The following is a 13,828-nucleotide window of genomic DNA, read 5'->3' as shown; positions in this document are numbered from 1 at the left end:
CTGCTTCACTCTTTCCCCGCGATCTTGTTTACCACCAAGGCGATTGCCCCGTCTCCGGTTACATTGCAGGCCGTGCCAAAGCTGTCCATGGCGATGTACAAGGCGATCATCAAGCCAATCATCTCCTCGTCAAAACCCAACATCGCCTGCAAAACGCCGACCGCGGCCATGATAGCCCCTCCGGGTACCCCGGGCGCGGCGACCATCGCAATGCCCAACATGAAGATAAACCCTGCAAACATGGCGAAGTCAAAGACCTGGCCCCCCAGGATCATCAGTGCCATGGCGCAAGCGGTGATTTTCATGATGCTTCCCGCCAGGTGGATCGTGGCGCAGAGTGGGATCACAAAGCCGGCAACTTTCTCCGGAACCCCGTTTTTCTCAGCCTGGGCGAGGGTCACGGGAATGGTGGCAGCCGATGACTGGGTGCCCAAAGCCGTGAGGTAGGCGGGCATCATCGTGGCCAGGAGGCGGATGGGGTTTCTTTTGACAAGCGTCCCGGCAATCAGGTACTGCAGCAGAAGGAGCAGGATATGGAGGGCAAAGATCACCCCGATGATGTTCAGGAAGACGGAAAGAATCTCAAATACCTGCCCACTGTAGGCCATGTTGGCAAAGATGCCAAGGATAAAGAGCGGAAGAAGGGGGACGATGACGTTTTCGATCAACTGCATGATGATGGTCTGGAAATCCTTCACGGCGGATTTCAGGGTGGATTTTTCCTGGAAGGAAAGCCCCAAGCCAATCACGAATGCCAAAACCAAGGCGGACATGACGTCCAGCACCGGGGGGATGGCGATGGAGAAATAGGGTGTCAGCTCGCGGGTGGTTTCCGCCACTTCGCCGGCCGAGTTGACATGGGATTCCAAGAGGCCAGGGAAGATCGCTGAGGCAGAAAAGTAGGTCATAAAGCCGGAAAACAAAGTAGAGCCGTAAGCGATCGCCGCAGTGAGCAGGAGCAATTTGCCCGCCTCTTTCCCCAGGTCGGAGATCGCAGGCATAATCAGGCCCATGATGATGAGCGGAATGGCAAAGCTGAGGAACTGTCCGAAGAAGGCGTTGAAGGTGGCAAAGATCCTGTTGAACCACTCAGGCATGTAAAGCCCGAAGGCGATGCCCAGCAAAATGGCAACGAAGACTTTGAACAAAAGGCTGTTGACTATTTTTTTCATAGATAAAAGGGGGCTGAAATGGCCCTGTGCGGCACTGGCTTGATTTTTTGGATTTGCTAAGATAGAAGGAAAGCCAGCTTTGCTTTAGCCTGGCGGGATTTAATTGAGGAGCGGTAGGGCGGGTGCTTACTCAGCGCTTTCTTCCATAAAGTGCCAGGGCTTCGGAGAGGATGTCGATGAGGGACATCAGAGGCAGGTCGGCGATGGGGTCCACCCGAAAGATCTTCATCCTGCTGCGATCACCCGCTTCCAGGGCGGGGTGGAGCAGCTGCTTGCCCTCGACGAGGAGTAGGTAGGGTTCGGTGGTTTTCTTGTCCGTCCAGAGGTAGCAAACGGCCTTTTTGCGGTAGCAGAAACAAGGCATGCCGTACTTGCGGGTCTCGATGATCTCCGAATCCTGCGCCAGGATCAAGTCCCGCAAGGCAAGCAAACAGCTCTTGTTGGGTTCGGGCTGGGAGAGGTAGAAGGTCTGGAGGTCGGTGGGCATTTGGTGGCAGTTTAAAACATTCCAGAGACGGTGCCTTTTTCGAATTGCTGGTAAGACGATCGTTTATGCCAAGACGTGAGAGCCAATTATGGCAAAGGTCAGCTGTTGAAGCTGACCTTTGCAAACTGGTTGATTTTGCCTCATTTGCTTTGCCAGACCAGCGAACTATTCCTGATTTCCCGACTTGTCTTTCAGCAATTGGGTGATATCTATCGGAGGCAAGAGGTACCCTCCCATCGGGCCTAGGTTGGTGATCTGGTACAGGATGTTTCTCAGGTTGTTGATCATCATATTCAATGTAGAGAATTGGCTCAAGTTGTTTCTCAGGCCTTCCTCTACATTGTCAGGATCTTGTATTTGAAATGTTCCGCCACCTTCGACCATCAGCTTATAGCCGGCCAGCGGCTTTTTCCCAGCTCGATTTACTTCGATTTTGGTAAACAACTGGATTTCTCCATCGACTTCAGTCTTGCCAATGCCGAAGTCAATATCTACTGGATAGGACTGAAAGAGCTCCTTGACATTGATCTCTTCGTTTTTTGGAACGATGAATTCGTAGTGGGATTCCAGTAATTTGAAATCCAGTAATTGTAAGGGGGAAAACTTTGCTTTCATCCTGCCATGGCATATTCATCCTCGCCCGCGGGGCTTACCGCCATCACCAGCTGAGGATTGGTGACTTGATCTTTCAGGTTAAGGTATTCTTGGGTTTTTGACCATCGCTGATGGTATGCCATCAGTTCCTCCTGCACCTTTTCCTGAAAAAGCTTTTCTGTCAATACCTTGAAATCCAAATTCAACTCCAAGGATATCTTCGCCAGAATATTCCAGTTGGGCTTACGGTTTCCACGAAACAGCTGCGTGATAAATGAAGCGGAGGTGCCTATTCTCTCCCCCAATTCTTTTTTGGTCATTCCTGACTCCTCCATCTTCTGATCTACCAAGCCTAGAAACTGCAGGGCCAAGACATCTGCTTTGGAAGCAACCTGCTCCTCGTAGGACATCTCGCTCAGGAGTGCGTCCCACTCGCTTTTAATTGGGTTTGTCATGGTGTTGGGCTTAGGTCGTATTCGTACTTTGATACTCTTCTGATGATGTTTTTTTCCGCTGCGGTGAGCTGCTGGGACTTTTTCTTTTCCAGGAGTTCCACTCCTATGATCACAAAACGCTCCGTATCGCCATCGGTATATTGCTGGCAATAGATCCTGGGGTTCTTTTTCCCCTTAAACAGTTTGATGGCAGTGACCTGCTCACATCCTTTTTCGAAATCTTCCTTGTCATATAGATCTCTCGGAGCCCTGTGGTTCAGGATCAACTCCAAGGCGGTGCGGAACTTCTTCTTATTCGCCGGATCAGACTCCAAAAAGGCCTTTATTTCCCCGGAGTTCTCAGTGTCCAGGTAAAAAGCCTTCTTGCCGTCTTCGGAAATTTTGATCAGTTCCGCTTTTCTTTTCACGTCAAAATTAAGCAATAGGTTAATTATCTCAAACCGTTCCTGGAAATTCCACGCCTTTCCATCCTCCGCTTACGGCACGAGCTTCTCTTCCACCAGCTCTTATGCATCCCACACAGCTACTTGTCCATTCATCAGCATCGGTACGAGCCAGTCCCGGGGGGGGCGAGTTCTTGAGAAAGCCCAAGCGGATCAGATGTAGGATTGCGGGGGTTTTTACTCGGGAGTCTTAGTTGAATGCCATTAATGATTGTGTTGAAAAGCGGACTCGTTTCAATATGTTGAATTTCCCGAATTCCTGCAACGAAAAATTTCTGAAGAGGAAGGATGATTATCACCCAAAAAAGCAATGATACGGATCCTTCATGATTTCCTCCAGTGCCAACTCCAGCCGACCGAAGACGGGCTTGGGCTCGTAGGGATGCCATTTCAAGTTGCCGCGCATCCAGTAGATCTTCCACAGCTCTGTAGCTTTTTCGTATTTGATCTTAGCAAAAGCGTACCTGCCCATCTCTTCGGGTTTGTTCCAGATTGGTCGTATCTCTTCAAGAAAAATGTCTTGATTTTTGATCGTATAGCCCAAGTCTATCTTGTCGCGAAGGGCTGCCTCTGGACGGCGTACTGCCAACCAAATCGTCAAGGTAGACTCAAGTGTCTGTAACTGTTCTTTAGCAAATGCCATGTTTTTTTGGTTTTTGGAGGATAAATTATCTCGACCAGTTTTCTCAAATTTCTTGATTCTAATATCTAGCATCTAGTCTCTCCCATCTACCCAATCATCCCCAAAAACTCCTCCTCCGAGATCAGCGGTACACCAAGCTTGAGGGCTTTTTCCTTTTTGCTGGGGCCCATGTCCTCGCCTTCTATGATGAAGTCGAGGTTTTTGGAGACGGAGGAGAGGTACTGCCCGCCATGCGCCTGGACGAAATCCACGATCTCGTCCCGCTTGAAGTGTTGGAGCTTGCCGGAGGCTAGGATGCGCTTGCCTGCCAGGGCGGTGCCCAGCTGGGCGGATTCTTTTTGCCCGATCTCAAAATTCAGCCCGCTGGCCTGCAATCGCGCGAGATGCTCGTTGTTTTCCGCTTGGGAGAAAAACTCCTGGATACTTTGCACGAGCGTTTCGCCCACGCCATTGATCTCCAGCAGCTGCTCGGAGCTGGCTTCGCGGAGCTTGTCCAGGTTGCCAAAGTGGCGCGCGAGGAGCTGGGCGGTATTTTCTCCGATGTTTCGGATGCCGATGGCGAAGAGTACCTTCTCAAAAGGCTGCGCCTTGGACGCATTGATCCCGGCGATCATATTGGAGATCACGCCTTCCTGGAAGGTGTTGGACTTGAGTTTTTTGATACGCTCGGTGAGTTCCTCGGAAAGGTCGAGATTCAGCTCCAGCAAGATCATGTGGACGGTGCCGTGGGTTTGGCTGGCCTCCAAGATCCGCTCAAATTCGACCCTTCTCCCCAGAAACAGCTCCAGCACCAAGGCCACGGGCACGAAATCCTCCATCTTCGGCAGCTCGGGATGGTCTTTGAGTTGCAGGATCAGCCGCTCCACGTTTCCGGTGTTCACGGGTACTTTCTTTCTCCACACCCGGATTTGCTCTTGCAGTGCCCGGAGCGTCTCCATGATAGGGAGTTCGGCTTTTTCCTCCAGGAAATCCTGGATCTGCTTGGAGGAAATGCCTTCCGTCAAGGCGAAAAGCGCCTTTTGCAGAGAAATGTACAGGATACCGGAGGTCTCTCGCTCGTACTGGTCTTGGCTCATCTCCAGGCCCAGCAGCTCATGCTGTCGGTTTTCCAGCTCATAGATGTCCGCATAGCTTTGGATAAATCCCTGGTCGATCAGTGCGCGGATGCGTTCGGTGCCAAGGGAGTCGATGTCCATGGCACGCTTGCTTACGAAGTGCTCGATGCGCCCCAAAACCTGGGGCGGACAGGTCGCCGCATTGGGGCAGTAGTGCTTGGCCTCGCCTTCCTTACGGATCAGTTCGGTGCCGCATTCGGGGCAGGCGGTGATGTATTGGATGGGAGAGGCGCTGGCTTCCCTTCGGGCAGGATTGACGGCGGTGATCTTTGGGATGATCTCCCCGCCTTTTTCCACAAAGACAAAGTCCCCCTCATGGATGTCCAGTCGCTCAATCTCGTTGGCATTGTGCAGGGAGGCGCGCTTCACGGTCGTGCCTGCGAGGCTGACGGGCGAAAGGTTGGCCACTGGAGTGATCGCACCGGTTCGGCCGACTTGGTAAGTGATGGAGAGGAGTTGGGTTTCGGCGCTTTCGGCTTTGTATTTATAGGCAATCGCCCAGCGCGGAGTCTTGGCGGTAAAGCCGAGTTCCTCCCGCTGCTCGTAGTTGTTGACTTTGAGCACCACGCCATCGGTGTCAAGCGGGAGGGAAAAGCGCCTCTCCCGCCACTCCTCGATGTAAGCCAGGACCTGCTCCAAGTTTCCGGCTTTCAGGTAGGTCGGGGAGACATTGAAGCCCCAGCGTTCGATCAGGCGGATCGCCTCATCGTGCTTGCCCACCCCGATGTTTTCTCCGAGAAGTTGGTAGAAATAGCAGTTTAGGCGACGCTTGGCCACTACGGAGCTGTCCTGCATCTTGAGCGTGCCGGAGGCGGCGTTTCGTGGATTGGCCAGGAGCGCCTCGCCTTTTTCCTGGCGTTCGGCATTGATTTTCAGGAATTCTTTCAAAGGAAGAAAGATCTCCCCCCGGATCTCAAATTTTTCGGGAACGTTCTCGCCAGTGATGCGCAGCGGGATGTTGCGGATGGTGCGTACGTTGGCGGTGACGTCGTCTCCACGCGTCCCGTCGCCCCGGGTGACGGCGCGGCTCAGGTGTCCGTTTTCATACACGAGGCTAATCGCCACCCCGTCAAACTTCATCTCGCAGAAGTATTCGTAATCCCGATGTCCCAGTCCCTTGGCTACCCGCTCGTCAAAGGCCTGTAGTTCCTCCACGGTGTACGTGTTGCCGAGGGAAAGCATGCGGTACTCGTGCTCCACGGTCTGAAACTCTTTGGTGATCGCGCCGCCGACGCGCTGGCTTGGGCTGTCGGGATTGAGCAAGTCGGGAAATTCGGTCTCCAGTCGGATCAATTCCTCCAGCAGCTGGTCAAACTCGTAGTCGGAGATCTCGCTGGTGCTCTCCTGATAGTAAAGGTGGTTGTAGCGGTTGATCTGCTCGGAGAGCTGGGCAATGCGGGCGGAAGCTTCGGCGTGAGTCATCGATTTGGGCGAAAAGTGAAAGGTTAAAATTAAGAGGAATGGGGAATAGGAAGATTTGAAAACTGAAAAATTGTGGAAATGGCCCTGCCACGCGCCGGCGTTAGCCGTTCTGGCTGATTGAAAGGAAGCCAGTTTGGTCTGTGGAGAAACCGCTATTTTGATCCAAGACCACCTTTATTCCATGCCCAAACGTCGCCAATCCGGCCGGAAAAAGTCACTTCGCGTGGGAGGGGACGCGGCAACGTCATAGGGGACGATATCTTGCCGAAATTTGGTATTAATTTCGCTAGCGCTTTTTGTTGTTTTCCCCAAAAACCTATCCCACGTACTCATGGCCATGATTCGTACCTTTCTCCTCAGTCTCTGTCTCCTGGCGACCTGCATCACCTGCCTGCTGGCCCAGACAGAAATAGCCGAACAGATCAAAAACGACCGAGACAACCAGCTCAAGGAGCTCAATGAAAAGCTCAAGTCCAACGAAGAGCTGGTAAACCGCCTGACTGAGAAAATCGCCGCGACCGACAGCAAGACCGCAAACGACAAGGAGAAAATCAACGACCTGGAAAAGCTGCAGCTCGCCCTGGACAATCGCCTCAAGATCATCGAGGAGGCTCCAAAGACCAAAATCAACCTCAATGGCCAGTTGGCTTTCACCGAACTCCTGAGCATACAGCGGGATATCCAGCCTGTGGAGCTGTTTTTGACTTCACAGGCCTTTTTTGATCAGCTGGGAGACGTCAGCAAGATCCAGTCCTACAAGGCCTTCTCCACCTGGAAGACGGAGTTTGACAAGTGGTACAGCAAGGAGGGACAGTCCGATGCCATGATGGGGGTGCTGATGCAGTCGATCAGCTTGATCTCCAATGCTTCCGCTGCCGTGCCGCTCTACGGCACCATGGTCAATACGGCCATCTCCAGCGTGACCAGCCTGGTCAGCACCTTGGGAAAAAAGGAAAAAGAGCTGTACGAAAAGTCTCCGGAGATGCTGCGTGTGCTGACGGTCGCCAGCCAGTTTGAACAGCAGAAGGCCATCATAGACCACGAATGGAAGCTGATCAACAAAGAGCTGGAGCAGCTCCAAAAGGAAAATGCCGCACTGCTGGACGAGCAGATCCAGTATTTTGGGATAGATCGGAGCAGGTACCAAAGGCGCTATCTCAAGGCAACCCTGGACTCTGAGCGCGAAGCTTTCAAAAACGAATGCAGAAAGGCCATCGCCGACAAGATCGCCAAGCTCGACCTCAATCCCGAAACCCGTGGAAGGTGGCTCGGCCAGATCGAGACCTACATGTACAAGGTCCAGTCCCTACGCCTGCGCTTCGGCCAGCTCACCATGAGAATGCAGGGCAATATCGACCAATACGAAAACCTCATCACTGCTTACTCGGACTCCAGCAAGTTTCCGGCGGAATTCACCTCCCGCATCTCCGGCTTGAACTCTCCCCTCAACAACCTGAAGAACAAGTTTTACACCTCCTTCAATCCTGCCAAATACGTGGAGGACTCGGCCGTCATGTACATCGAGCGGCAATAGTCTTTTTTGAAGATTCTTGGAAGACAAAAAAGCGGGTGACTGCACCCGCTTTTTAAAAATCAGGCCATCTCGACCTGGGTATTTTTGGACTGTTTGGATCGCGTTGTTTTTTTCTTGCTGCGCTTGTTCCACCAGATCAGCGTTCCTGTGATCGGAAGCGATGTGGCGATGAGGCAGGCGACAAACCAAAGGAATTTGGTGAACTGGCCAAAGATCTCGCCCGTGTGGAGGGACTTGACCGAGCGGCCGATTTGCTGGCGCACGGGGAGGTCAGAAAAGAGCTTGGCTTCTTTCACCTCGAGGCTTTCGGCGTCCAGGGAGAGCTGGTCAGAGCCAGCTTTGGCGAAAAATCCCGTGCGGGACTTGCTCACCGAGACATCACCTTTGGGCTTGTTGGGCAAAGAGATTCTGAGGTTGCCCTCATAGGAAAGCGAGGCATTGCTGGCAGCTACCACCTCGTCAAAGGAAATGGTTTTTTGTGCGGCTGGAGCGGCCTCTTCAGGCTTTTCGGCTCTAGGTTCTCTTCCTCCTTCAGACCTTCCTCCTTCAGGTCTTCCCCCGCCGTTGCCGGAGGGAGCCTGGTAGGTGTCCCAGGTCTTTTGCCAGCCGGTGCGGTACCACTCGTAGGACCAGAAGGGTCCGGTCACGGCCATCAGAAACAGGATGATCAGAGAGTAAAAAGCCAAGGTGTTGTGCAGGTCGTGGTTGACCCGCTTCCAGTTGGCAGACCATTTGATTTTCAGGCCTTGCTTCCAGTTTTTTACTTTTTGGGGAAACCAGATGAAAATCCCCGTCATCACGCCCAGGAGGAAGAGCAGGGTGGCGACGCCATTGATGAAGCGGCCCAGGTCCCGGTTGCCCATGGACTCGAGCATAGGCTCCTCTATCCTGTCCAGCAGCAGCCAGCGATGGAGGGAAAACATGTAGCCCATAAACTCCTCGGCGGAGCTCTTTTCGCTGTTGTCGCCCAGTATTTCACCGGTGTAGGGATTTACAAAATAGGTAGTAGGGCGCTCTTCTCCGGCTTGTTTCACCTGAAACTGCACGCTTCTGTCTTCTCCCTGATATACGCTGGCGCCGACTACTTCGCCCGAAAGGCTGCTCTCGACCTCGGTACGCAGCTGGTCCAGCGGTTTTTTTGTCCCGGAGACTTCCACGAAATAGCGCTCGGAATCAGACCATTCACGGATCTCAGTGTTGTACACGTAGATGGTGCCGCTGAGACAGACGGCAATTACGATGAGGCCGCAGGTCAGGCCGGCATAGAGGTGAATGTCAACTAAAAACTTCCGGATGGATTTCCACATGGCGCTTATTATTAATTGGAACAAATCTAAAGAAGAGTTTCTATTAATTTAGATTCGATCTAATAAAAAACCTTTTTTGGGTGAAAATCAGTAAATCGCCAGGGCTGCCAAAGGTGCCAGGCGATGATCGACGGGATTTTCTTCACCCGGAAAAGGTCTGGTTTTGCAAGCGAAGGGAAAGCTGGCAGATCACATTCCTTTTGGTATCTTGATTTTCAAAAAACACCCCATGACTAGCTCCCGATTCCTGTTCTTGGCTTTGTTGGCCTTCGTTTTCTTTGCCTGCGGTACACAGAACTCCACACCTGACCCGAGACTGGACCAGCCCGATGAGTTTAAGCGGCTGCTGGACGCACATGGAGATTGGCAAAAGTGGGTCAATGCCCGCTCCCTATCCTATGCCATGGTACACGAAACCAACCTGGCCTGGGAAAACCACTACATCGACCTCGTCTCCCGCAAGGTGCGGATCGATGCAGATACCTGGCAGATTGGCAACGATGGGGAAAAAGTCTGGATCAGCCCCAGACGCGATGCTTTTCAGGGCAACTCAGTCCGGTTTTACCACAACCTGTATTTCTACTTTTTCTCCATTCCCTACATCTTCACCGATCCTGGGGTCACAGTGGAGCGAGCAGAAGACAAGCTCGTCAACGGGCAGTCCTACGAGGCTTTTGCCGTTAAGTTTGGGGAAAACGTAGGGGACAGCCCCCAGGATACCTATTTTATGCTGGTCGATCCCGAGACCGGACGCCTGGCTTGGCTGCTGTACACCGTCACTTTCTTTGACCAGGCCAATACGACGATGAACGCCCTGAAATATGAGGACTATCGTGACGCGGGAGGTTTGGTCTTTCCGAGGATTTTGACAGGCTATCCGTACGAAAACGACTCCACGGGGCGTATCCGCTACCAGGTGAGTTTTTCCGATGTGTTTTTGGTGGACGAGCCTCTGGACGAGAAGCTTTTTGCCATGCCGGAGAAAGAGGCCGTGGTCGCCAATTGATCGGGGTTATCGGCCTTGGTGAAGAAGCCTCATATCCACGTGGGTCTTGAGCGCGGAGCCGGAATCTCCCAAGAAGGTGCCCTGCACCGGCATGGCCCGAGCGGGGTCCGGATGGGAGGCTAGGGGAATGTAGCGATGGTCGGTGAAAAGCCCCAGACTGGGATCCAGTCCCAGCCAGCCTGCTCCGGGGAGAAATACTTCCAGCCAAGCGTGCAGCTCGTGGCCTTCCCGCAGGTCGGGATTAAAGGCATAGCCGCTCACAAAACGCGTCGCAAGTCCCAGTCCGCGCAGCATCTCCATCTGCATGACGGCCAGATCCCGGCAGGATCCTTCCTTTTTCGAAAAAGTGAGCTCGGCCGTCCAGATATTCTGCTCGGGACGGATGATGTGCTTCCATCCCTGGTTGATTTCCTTGGTGATTTTTACCAAAAAATCCACCAGTCCAGCGGATTGGTTTTTGGTTTCCAGAAGAAACTCCTGGAAGATGCCGGGGCCATTTTCGGCGATGAAGGGGATCAGAAATGCAGTCTTGTCCTCGTAGCCAAACTGGAAAGAAGGGTTTTTCCAGCCTTTTTCCTCAAACTCCCGGTCAAGGATAAAGTCAAAGGGGTTGAAGTTTTGCAGCTTGAATATCCATTCCCCGCTGATCTGCAGGGCGGATGTCTGGCCGGTAAACCAGCACTGCTTGTACCAATTGCCCGCCAAGTCCTGTCGGAAACTGTTGCCGTCGGGAGCGGGGCAGACTTCAAACTTCTGAAATTCTATCCGGAAATAGGGTCGGTGCTGGGGGATCAGGTATAGCTTGTGGATGCCAAGGAATACCTCCGAACTATACTCGTACTTCGACTGGTGGCTTACTTGAATCAGCATCTATCCGTCATCACAAGTGAGCGATCCACATTTTCCAAAGACCATGTCCATGACCTCTCAGCGAGGTGCCCTGACTTTTCGTTACAGCCATCCATTTCAAAAATCAAACTTTGCTTCACTATTTTCTCCAATATAGGGTTTTTCGTTGAGGATAGGGGTCGGCGTCGCTTGGGCACACCTTGGCATGCCGTCCGCGTGGCCGGAATGTGCGGCGATTGCCGACTTGGGAGGGCTCAGGATTGTGATTGTGATTGGGACGCCGGCTCGTACGCAAACTCCTCCTTGGCCCTGAAGTAATTAATGTCTATCTGGTCGGAAATATGGTTGATTTTTAGCTGGATTGTGTCCAGATATTCATGAAGCCCGACAGATATTACATCGTCGACCTCAGAGTACTCTAAGCGGGAGCGCATCTCGCCGATGGCTTTTTCCGCGGAATTTTTGAAGCCTTCGGAGGAATTGCCCGAGATGCAGTGCAGGCAGCGCTCGGCTTCCTTGAGGCAGAAGAAGATCGAGCGGGGAAAATATTTGTTGAGCAGCATAAACTCCACCACGCAGGAAGGGTCGATGTTTCCATACAGCCTGCGATAGGTATTGAAGCCGGTCACGGACTTGAGCAAAGCCATCCAGTGCAGAAAATCCAGCGGCGACCCCACCTCATAGGTGGAGGGGAGCAGGATGTGGTATTTCACGTCGAGTATCCTGGAGGTCTTGTCCGCGCGCTCCAGCAGCTGGCCCAGCTGCCGGAAATACCAGCCTTCTGTCCTCGCGACCGTGGAGTCGGCGAGCCCATAGAGCAGCAGGATCTGGTCTTTTACTTTTTCGAAAAAAGCCCTAGGATCTTCCTTTTTCCATACTTTTTTCTCCATGCCTTCCTTCAGCATGTAGTAGAGTTCGTTGACCTTTTCCCAAGTTTCCTTGCTGAGGTTTTCCCGGATGATGCGGGCATTCTCCCTGGCTTTGGTCACCGAGCAGAGCATGGAGTTGGGATTGTCAGGGTCAAAAGTCAGGAAGTACATCACCTGATGACGCTCAAAGCCGACGTTCTTTTTCTGGTACAGTTCCCAGTCCCCGGTCGCTGCGACCAAAGGTGCCCACTGCTCCTTCATGTCCATGGGGAGGTCCTGCATGAGGTTGAAATTGACGTCGATAAACCTGGCGTAGTTTTCGGCTCTCTCGAGATATCTTCCCAGCCAATAGATGTGGCTTGCTACACGGCTCAGCATAATGTTTCAGTTTAGTTGTATAGTACCCAAGTGTCTTTGCTTCCGCCTCCCTGGGAGCTGTTCACCACCAGAGAGCCTTTCTTTAATGCTACGCGGGTCAAGGCGCCGGGGATCACTTCTATTTCCTTGCCATAGAGGATATAGGGGCGCAGGTCCACATGCCGACCGACTATGCCCTCGTCTGTCAGGCAGGGTACGGTGGAGAGGGACAGGGTCGGCTGGGCGATGTAGTTGTCCGGATTGCCTTGGATGAGGCGGCGGAACTTGTCGTGGTCTTCTTTGGTGGCCTTTGGGCCGATCAGCATCCCATAGCCGCCCGCCGCGTTGGTTTCCTTGACGACCAGCTGGTCGATATGGTCAAGCACATACTTTCTGTCGGCTTCCTCCCGGCAGAGGTAGGTGGGGACGTTGTTGAGTATGGGTTCCTCGTTGAGGTAGTATTTGATGATGCGGGGTACGTAGGCATAGACGGCCTTGTCGTCGGCGACACCGGTGCCGGGCGCGTTGGCCAGGGCGACGTTGCCGGCCTTGTACGCTTCGAAAATGCCTGGTACGCCCAGCATGGACTCTGGATTGAAGGTGAGGGGGTCGATGAACGAATCGTCAATCCTACGGTAGATCACGTCGATCTGCTGCAGGCCTTTGGTCGTCTGCATGTAGGCTTTTTTGTTTCTCACGATGAGGTCCACGCCGTTGACCAGCTCTACCCCCATCTGCAGCGCGAGGTAGGAGTGCTCGAAATAGGCCGAATTGTAGATGCCGGGTGTCAATACGCCCACTACCGGCTTGGCTTTGTTGGACAGGTACTGCAGCATCCTGAGCAGCTTGGTAGGATAGTCGGACACGGGCATCACGCCCTCGTCATTGAAGAGCTGCGGGTAGGCCCGCTTGATGATCTCCCGGCTTTCGAGCATGTAGCTGACTCCGGAGGGGCAGCGCAGGTTGTCCTCCAGGATGTAGTATTCCCCGCTTTTGTCCCGCACCAGATCGGTACCGGTGATGTGGCACCAGATTCCCTTGGGTGGGGTGAGCCCGATGCAGGGCTTGAGGTAGTCTTTGGAGCCAAGAATCAGGTCGGAGGGGACGATGCCGTCCTTCAGGATTTTTTGATCGTTGTAGATGTCCTGGAGAAACAGGTTGAGCGCATAGATGCGCTGCTTCAGACCGCTCTCGAGTTTTTTCCACTCGGCATTGGGGATGATCCGCGGGATGATGTCCAAATGGAGTATTTTTTCCAGCCCCTGATTGTCGTGGTAGACATTGAAGGTCATCCCCATCGATTTCTGGGTTTTGTTGGCCGAAAACTGGAGCTGGTTCATCTTTTTGGAGGAGGCTTTGCTCAGGTAGTTGTAAAACTCCCCGTAGTGCTTCCTGACTGCTCCCTCGGCGGTGAACATTTCATCAAAGTGCTCATTGCAGGAATATCCTTCGGTCTTCATAGGTTGGAAATTAAATGCTACAGTAAGATAAAAAAGAAACATCAAAATCAAATATTTTCAAAAAAATCTGATTTTAACTTTCATTTTTTAACCTGAAAAATCAAAATACTGATTT

Annotated in this window: 13 protein-coding genes; 2 read left to right on the top strand and 11 right to left on the bottom strand. The window is 52.7% G+C overall.

The annotated features are described in order from the left end of the window. Positions 1-5: 5 nt before the first annotated feature. From J0A68_RS08360 to ligA, 7 genes are all read right to left on the bottom strand, one after another. Positions 6-1,172 (bottom strand): dicarboxylate/amino acid:cation symporter, encoded by a 1,167-nt coding sequence (locus tag J0A68_RS08360; protein WP_206577752.1) that lies wholly within the window; start codon positions 1,170-1,172, stop codon positions 6-8. A 130-nt stretch (positions 1,173-1,302) separates the two neighbouring features. Then, a complete protein-coding gene (locus tag J0A68_RS08355) occupies positions 1,303-1,659 on the bottom strand; it encodes a DUF1801 domain-containing protein (protein ID WP_206577751.1) in 357 nt (118 codons plus the stop codon). A gap of 165 nt (positions 1,660-1,824) precedes the next feature. Then, positions 1,825-2,274: a preprotein translocase subunit SecB gene (locus tag J0A68_RS08350; RefSeq protein ID WP_206577750.1), complete on the bottom strand. Its 450-nt coding sequence runs from the start codon at positions 2,272-2,274 to the stop codon at positions 1,825-1,827. Continuing rightward, entirely contained in the window at positions 2,271-2,708 is a 438-nt protein-coding gene (locus J0A68_RS08345; protein WP_206577749.1) for a helix-turn-helix domain-containing protein, read from the bottom strand. The genes J0A68_RS08350 and J0A68_RS08345 overlap by 4 nt, the downstream gene beginning before the upstream one ends. Beyond that, positions 2,705-3,115: a hypothetical protein gene (locus J0A68_RS08340; RefSeq protein ID WP_317195096.1), complete on the bottom strand. Its 411-nt coding sequence runs from the start codon at positions 3,113-3,115 to the stop codon at positions 2,705-2,707. The genes J0A68_RS08345 and J0A68_RS08340 overlap by 4 nt, the downstream gene beginning before the upstream one ends. A 331-nt stretch (positions 3,116-3,446) precedes the next feature. After that, on the bottom strand, positions 3,447-3,794 hold the full coding sequence (locus tag J0A68_RS08335; protein ID WP_206577747.1) for a DUF3024 domain-containing protein: 348 nt from the start codon (positions 3,792-3,794) through the stop codon (positions 3,447-3,449). Positions 3,795-3,880: 86 nt separating this feature from the next. Next, entirely contained in the window at positions 3,881-6,331 is a 2,451-nt protein-coding gene (ligA, locus tag J0A68_RS08330; RefSeq protein WP_206577746.1) for an NAD-dependent DNA ligase LigA, read from the bottom strand. A gap of 331 nt (positions 6,332-6,662) precedes the next feature. Between ligA and J0A68_RS08325 the strand changes: the two genes are divergently transcribed. Next, positions 6,663-7,865, top strand: a complete 1,203-nt coding sequence (locus J0A68_RS08325; protein WP_206577745.1) for a hypothetical protein — start codon at positions 6,663-6,665, stop codon at positions 7,863-7,865. A gap of 59 nt (positions 7,866-7,924) precedes the next feature. On the opposite strand, the gene J0A68_RS08320 is transcribed toward J0A68_RS08325, so the two are convergent. Continuing rightward, on the bottom strand, positions 7,925-9,172 hold the full coding sequence (locus tag J0A68_RS08320; RefSeq protein ID WP_206577744.1) for a PepSY-associated TM helix domain-containing protein: 1,248 nt from the start codon (positions 9,170-9,172) through the stop codon (positions 7,925-7,927). A gap of 229 nt (positions 9,173-9,401) precedes the next feature. Here J0A68_RS08320 and J0A68_RS08315 point away from each other — a divergent pair, with 229 nt between their 5' ends. Then, positions 9,402-10,178 carry a DUF6503 family protein gene (locus J0A68_RS08315; RefSeq protein WP_206577743.1) on the top strand — a complete coding sequence of 259 codons (777 nt, stop codon included), beginning with the start codon at positions 9,402-9,404 and terminating at the stop codon, positions 10,176-10,178. Positions 10,179-10,184: 6 nt separating this feature from the next. On the opposite strand, the gene J0A68_RS08310 is transcribed toward J0A68_RS08315, so the two are convergent. The 3 genes from J0A68_RS08310 to J0A68_RS08300 form a co-directional block, all read right to left on the bottom strand. Further along, a complete protein-coding gene (locus J0A68_RS08310; protein ID WP_236021422.1) occupies positions 10,185-11,048 on the bottom strand; it encodes a transglutaminase family protein in 864 nt (287 codons plus the stop codon). A 233-nt stretch (positions 11,049-11,281) separates the two neighbouring features. Continuing rightward, positions 11,282-12,274: an alpha-E domain-containing protein gene (locus J0A68_RS08305; protein WP_206577742.1), complete on the bottom strand. Its 993-nt coding sequence runs from the start codon at positions 12,272-12,274 to the stop codon at positions 11,282-11,284. 11 nt (positions 12,275-12,285) lie between these two features. Further along, positions 12,286-13,713 carry a circularly permuted type 2 ATP-grasp protein gene (locus J0A68_RS08300; protein WP_206577741.1) on the bottom strand — a complete coding sequence of 476 codons (1,428 nt, stop codon included), beginning with the start codon at positions 13,711-13,713 and terminating at the stop codon, positions 12,286-12,288. Between the last annotated feature and the right edge of the window lie 115 nt (positions 13,714-13,828).

Source organism: Algoriphagus oliviformis (assembly GCF_017254915.1).
In the GTDB taxonomy this organism is placed as follows: Bacteria; Bacteroidota; Bacteroidia; order Cytophagales; family Cyclobacteriaceae; genus Algoriphagus; species Algoriphagus oliviformis.
Note: the sequence above shows the minus strand (reverse complement) of the source record. Positions and strands in the feature narration are given on the sequence as shown.

Bases quoted from the DNA above. Each gene is read 5' to 3' on its own strand.
- J0A68_RS08360 (WP_206577752.1), bottom strand. From the start codon at position 1,172: ATGAAAAAAATAGTCAACAGCCTTTTGTTCAAAGTCTTCGTTGCCATT.
- J0A68_RS08355 (WP_206577751.1), bottom strand. From the start codon at position 1,659: ATGCCCACCGACCTCCAGACCTTCTACCTCTCCCAGCCCGAACCCAAC.
- J0A68_RS08350 (WP_206577750.1), bottom strand. From the start codon at position 2,274: ATGAAAGCAAAGTTTTCCCCCTTACAATTACTGGATTTCAAATTACTG.
- J0A68_RS08345 (WP_206577749.1), bottom strand. From the start codon at position 2,708: ATGACAAACCCAATTAAAAGCGAGTGGGACGCACTCCTGAGCGAGATG.
- J0A68_RS08335 (WP_206577747.1), bottom strand. From the start codon at position 3,794: ATGGCATTTGCTAAAGAACAGTTACAGACACTTGAGTCTACCTTGACG.
- ligA (WP_206577746.1), bottom strand. From the start codon at position 6,331: ATGACTCACGCCGAAGCTTCCGCCCGCATTGCCCAGCTCTCCGAGCAG.
- J0A68_RS08325 (WP_206577745.1), top strand. From the start codon at position 6,663: ATGGCCATGATTCGTACCTTTCTCCTCAGTCTCTGTCTCCTGGCGACC.
- J0A68_RS08320 (WP_206577744.1), bottom strand. From the start codon at position 9,172: ATGTGGAAATCCATCCGGAAGTTTTTAGTTGACATTCACCTCTATGCC.
- J0A68_RS08315 (WP_206577743.1), top strand. From the start codon at position 9,402: ATGACTAGCTCCCGATTCCTGTTCTTGGCTTTGTTGGCCTTCGTTTTC.
- J0A68_RS08310 (WP_236021422.1), bottom strand. From the start codon at position 11,048: ATGCTGATTCAAGTAAGCCACCAGTCGAAGTACGAGTATAGTTCGGAG.
- J0A68_RS08305 (WP_206577742.1), bottom strand. From the start codon at position 12,274: ATGCTGAGCCGTGTAGCAAGCCACATCTATTGGCTGGGAAGATATCTC.
- J0A68_RS08300 (WP_206577741.1), bottom strand. From the start codon at position 13,713: ATGAAGACCGAAGGATATTCCTGCAATGAGCACTTTGATGAAATGTTC.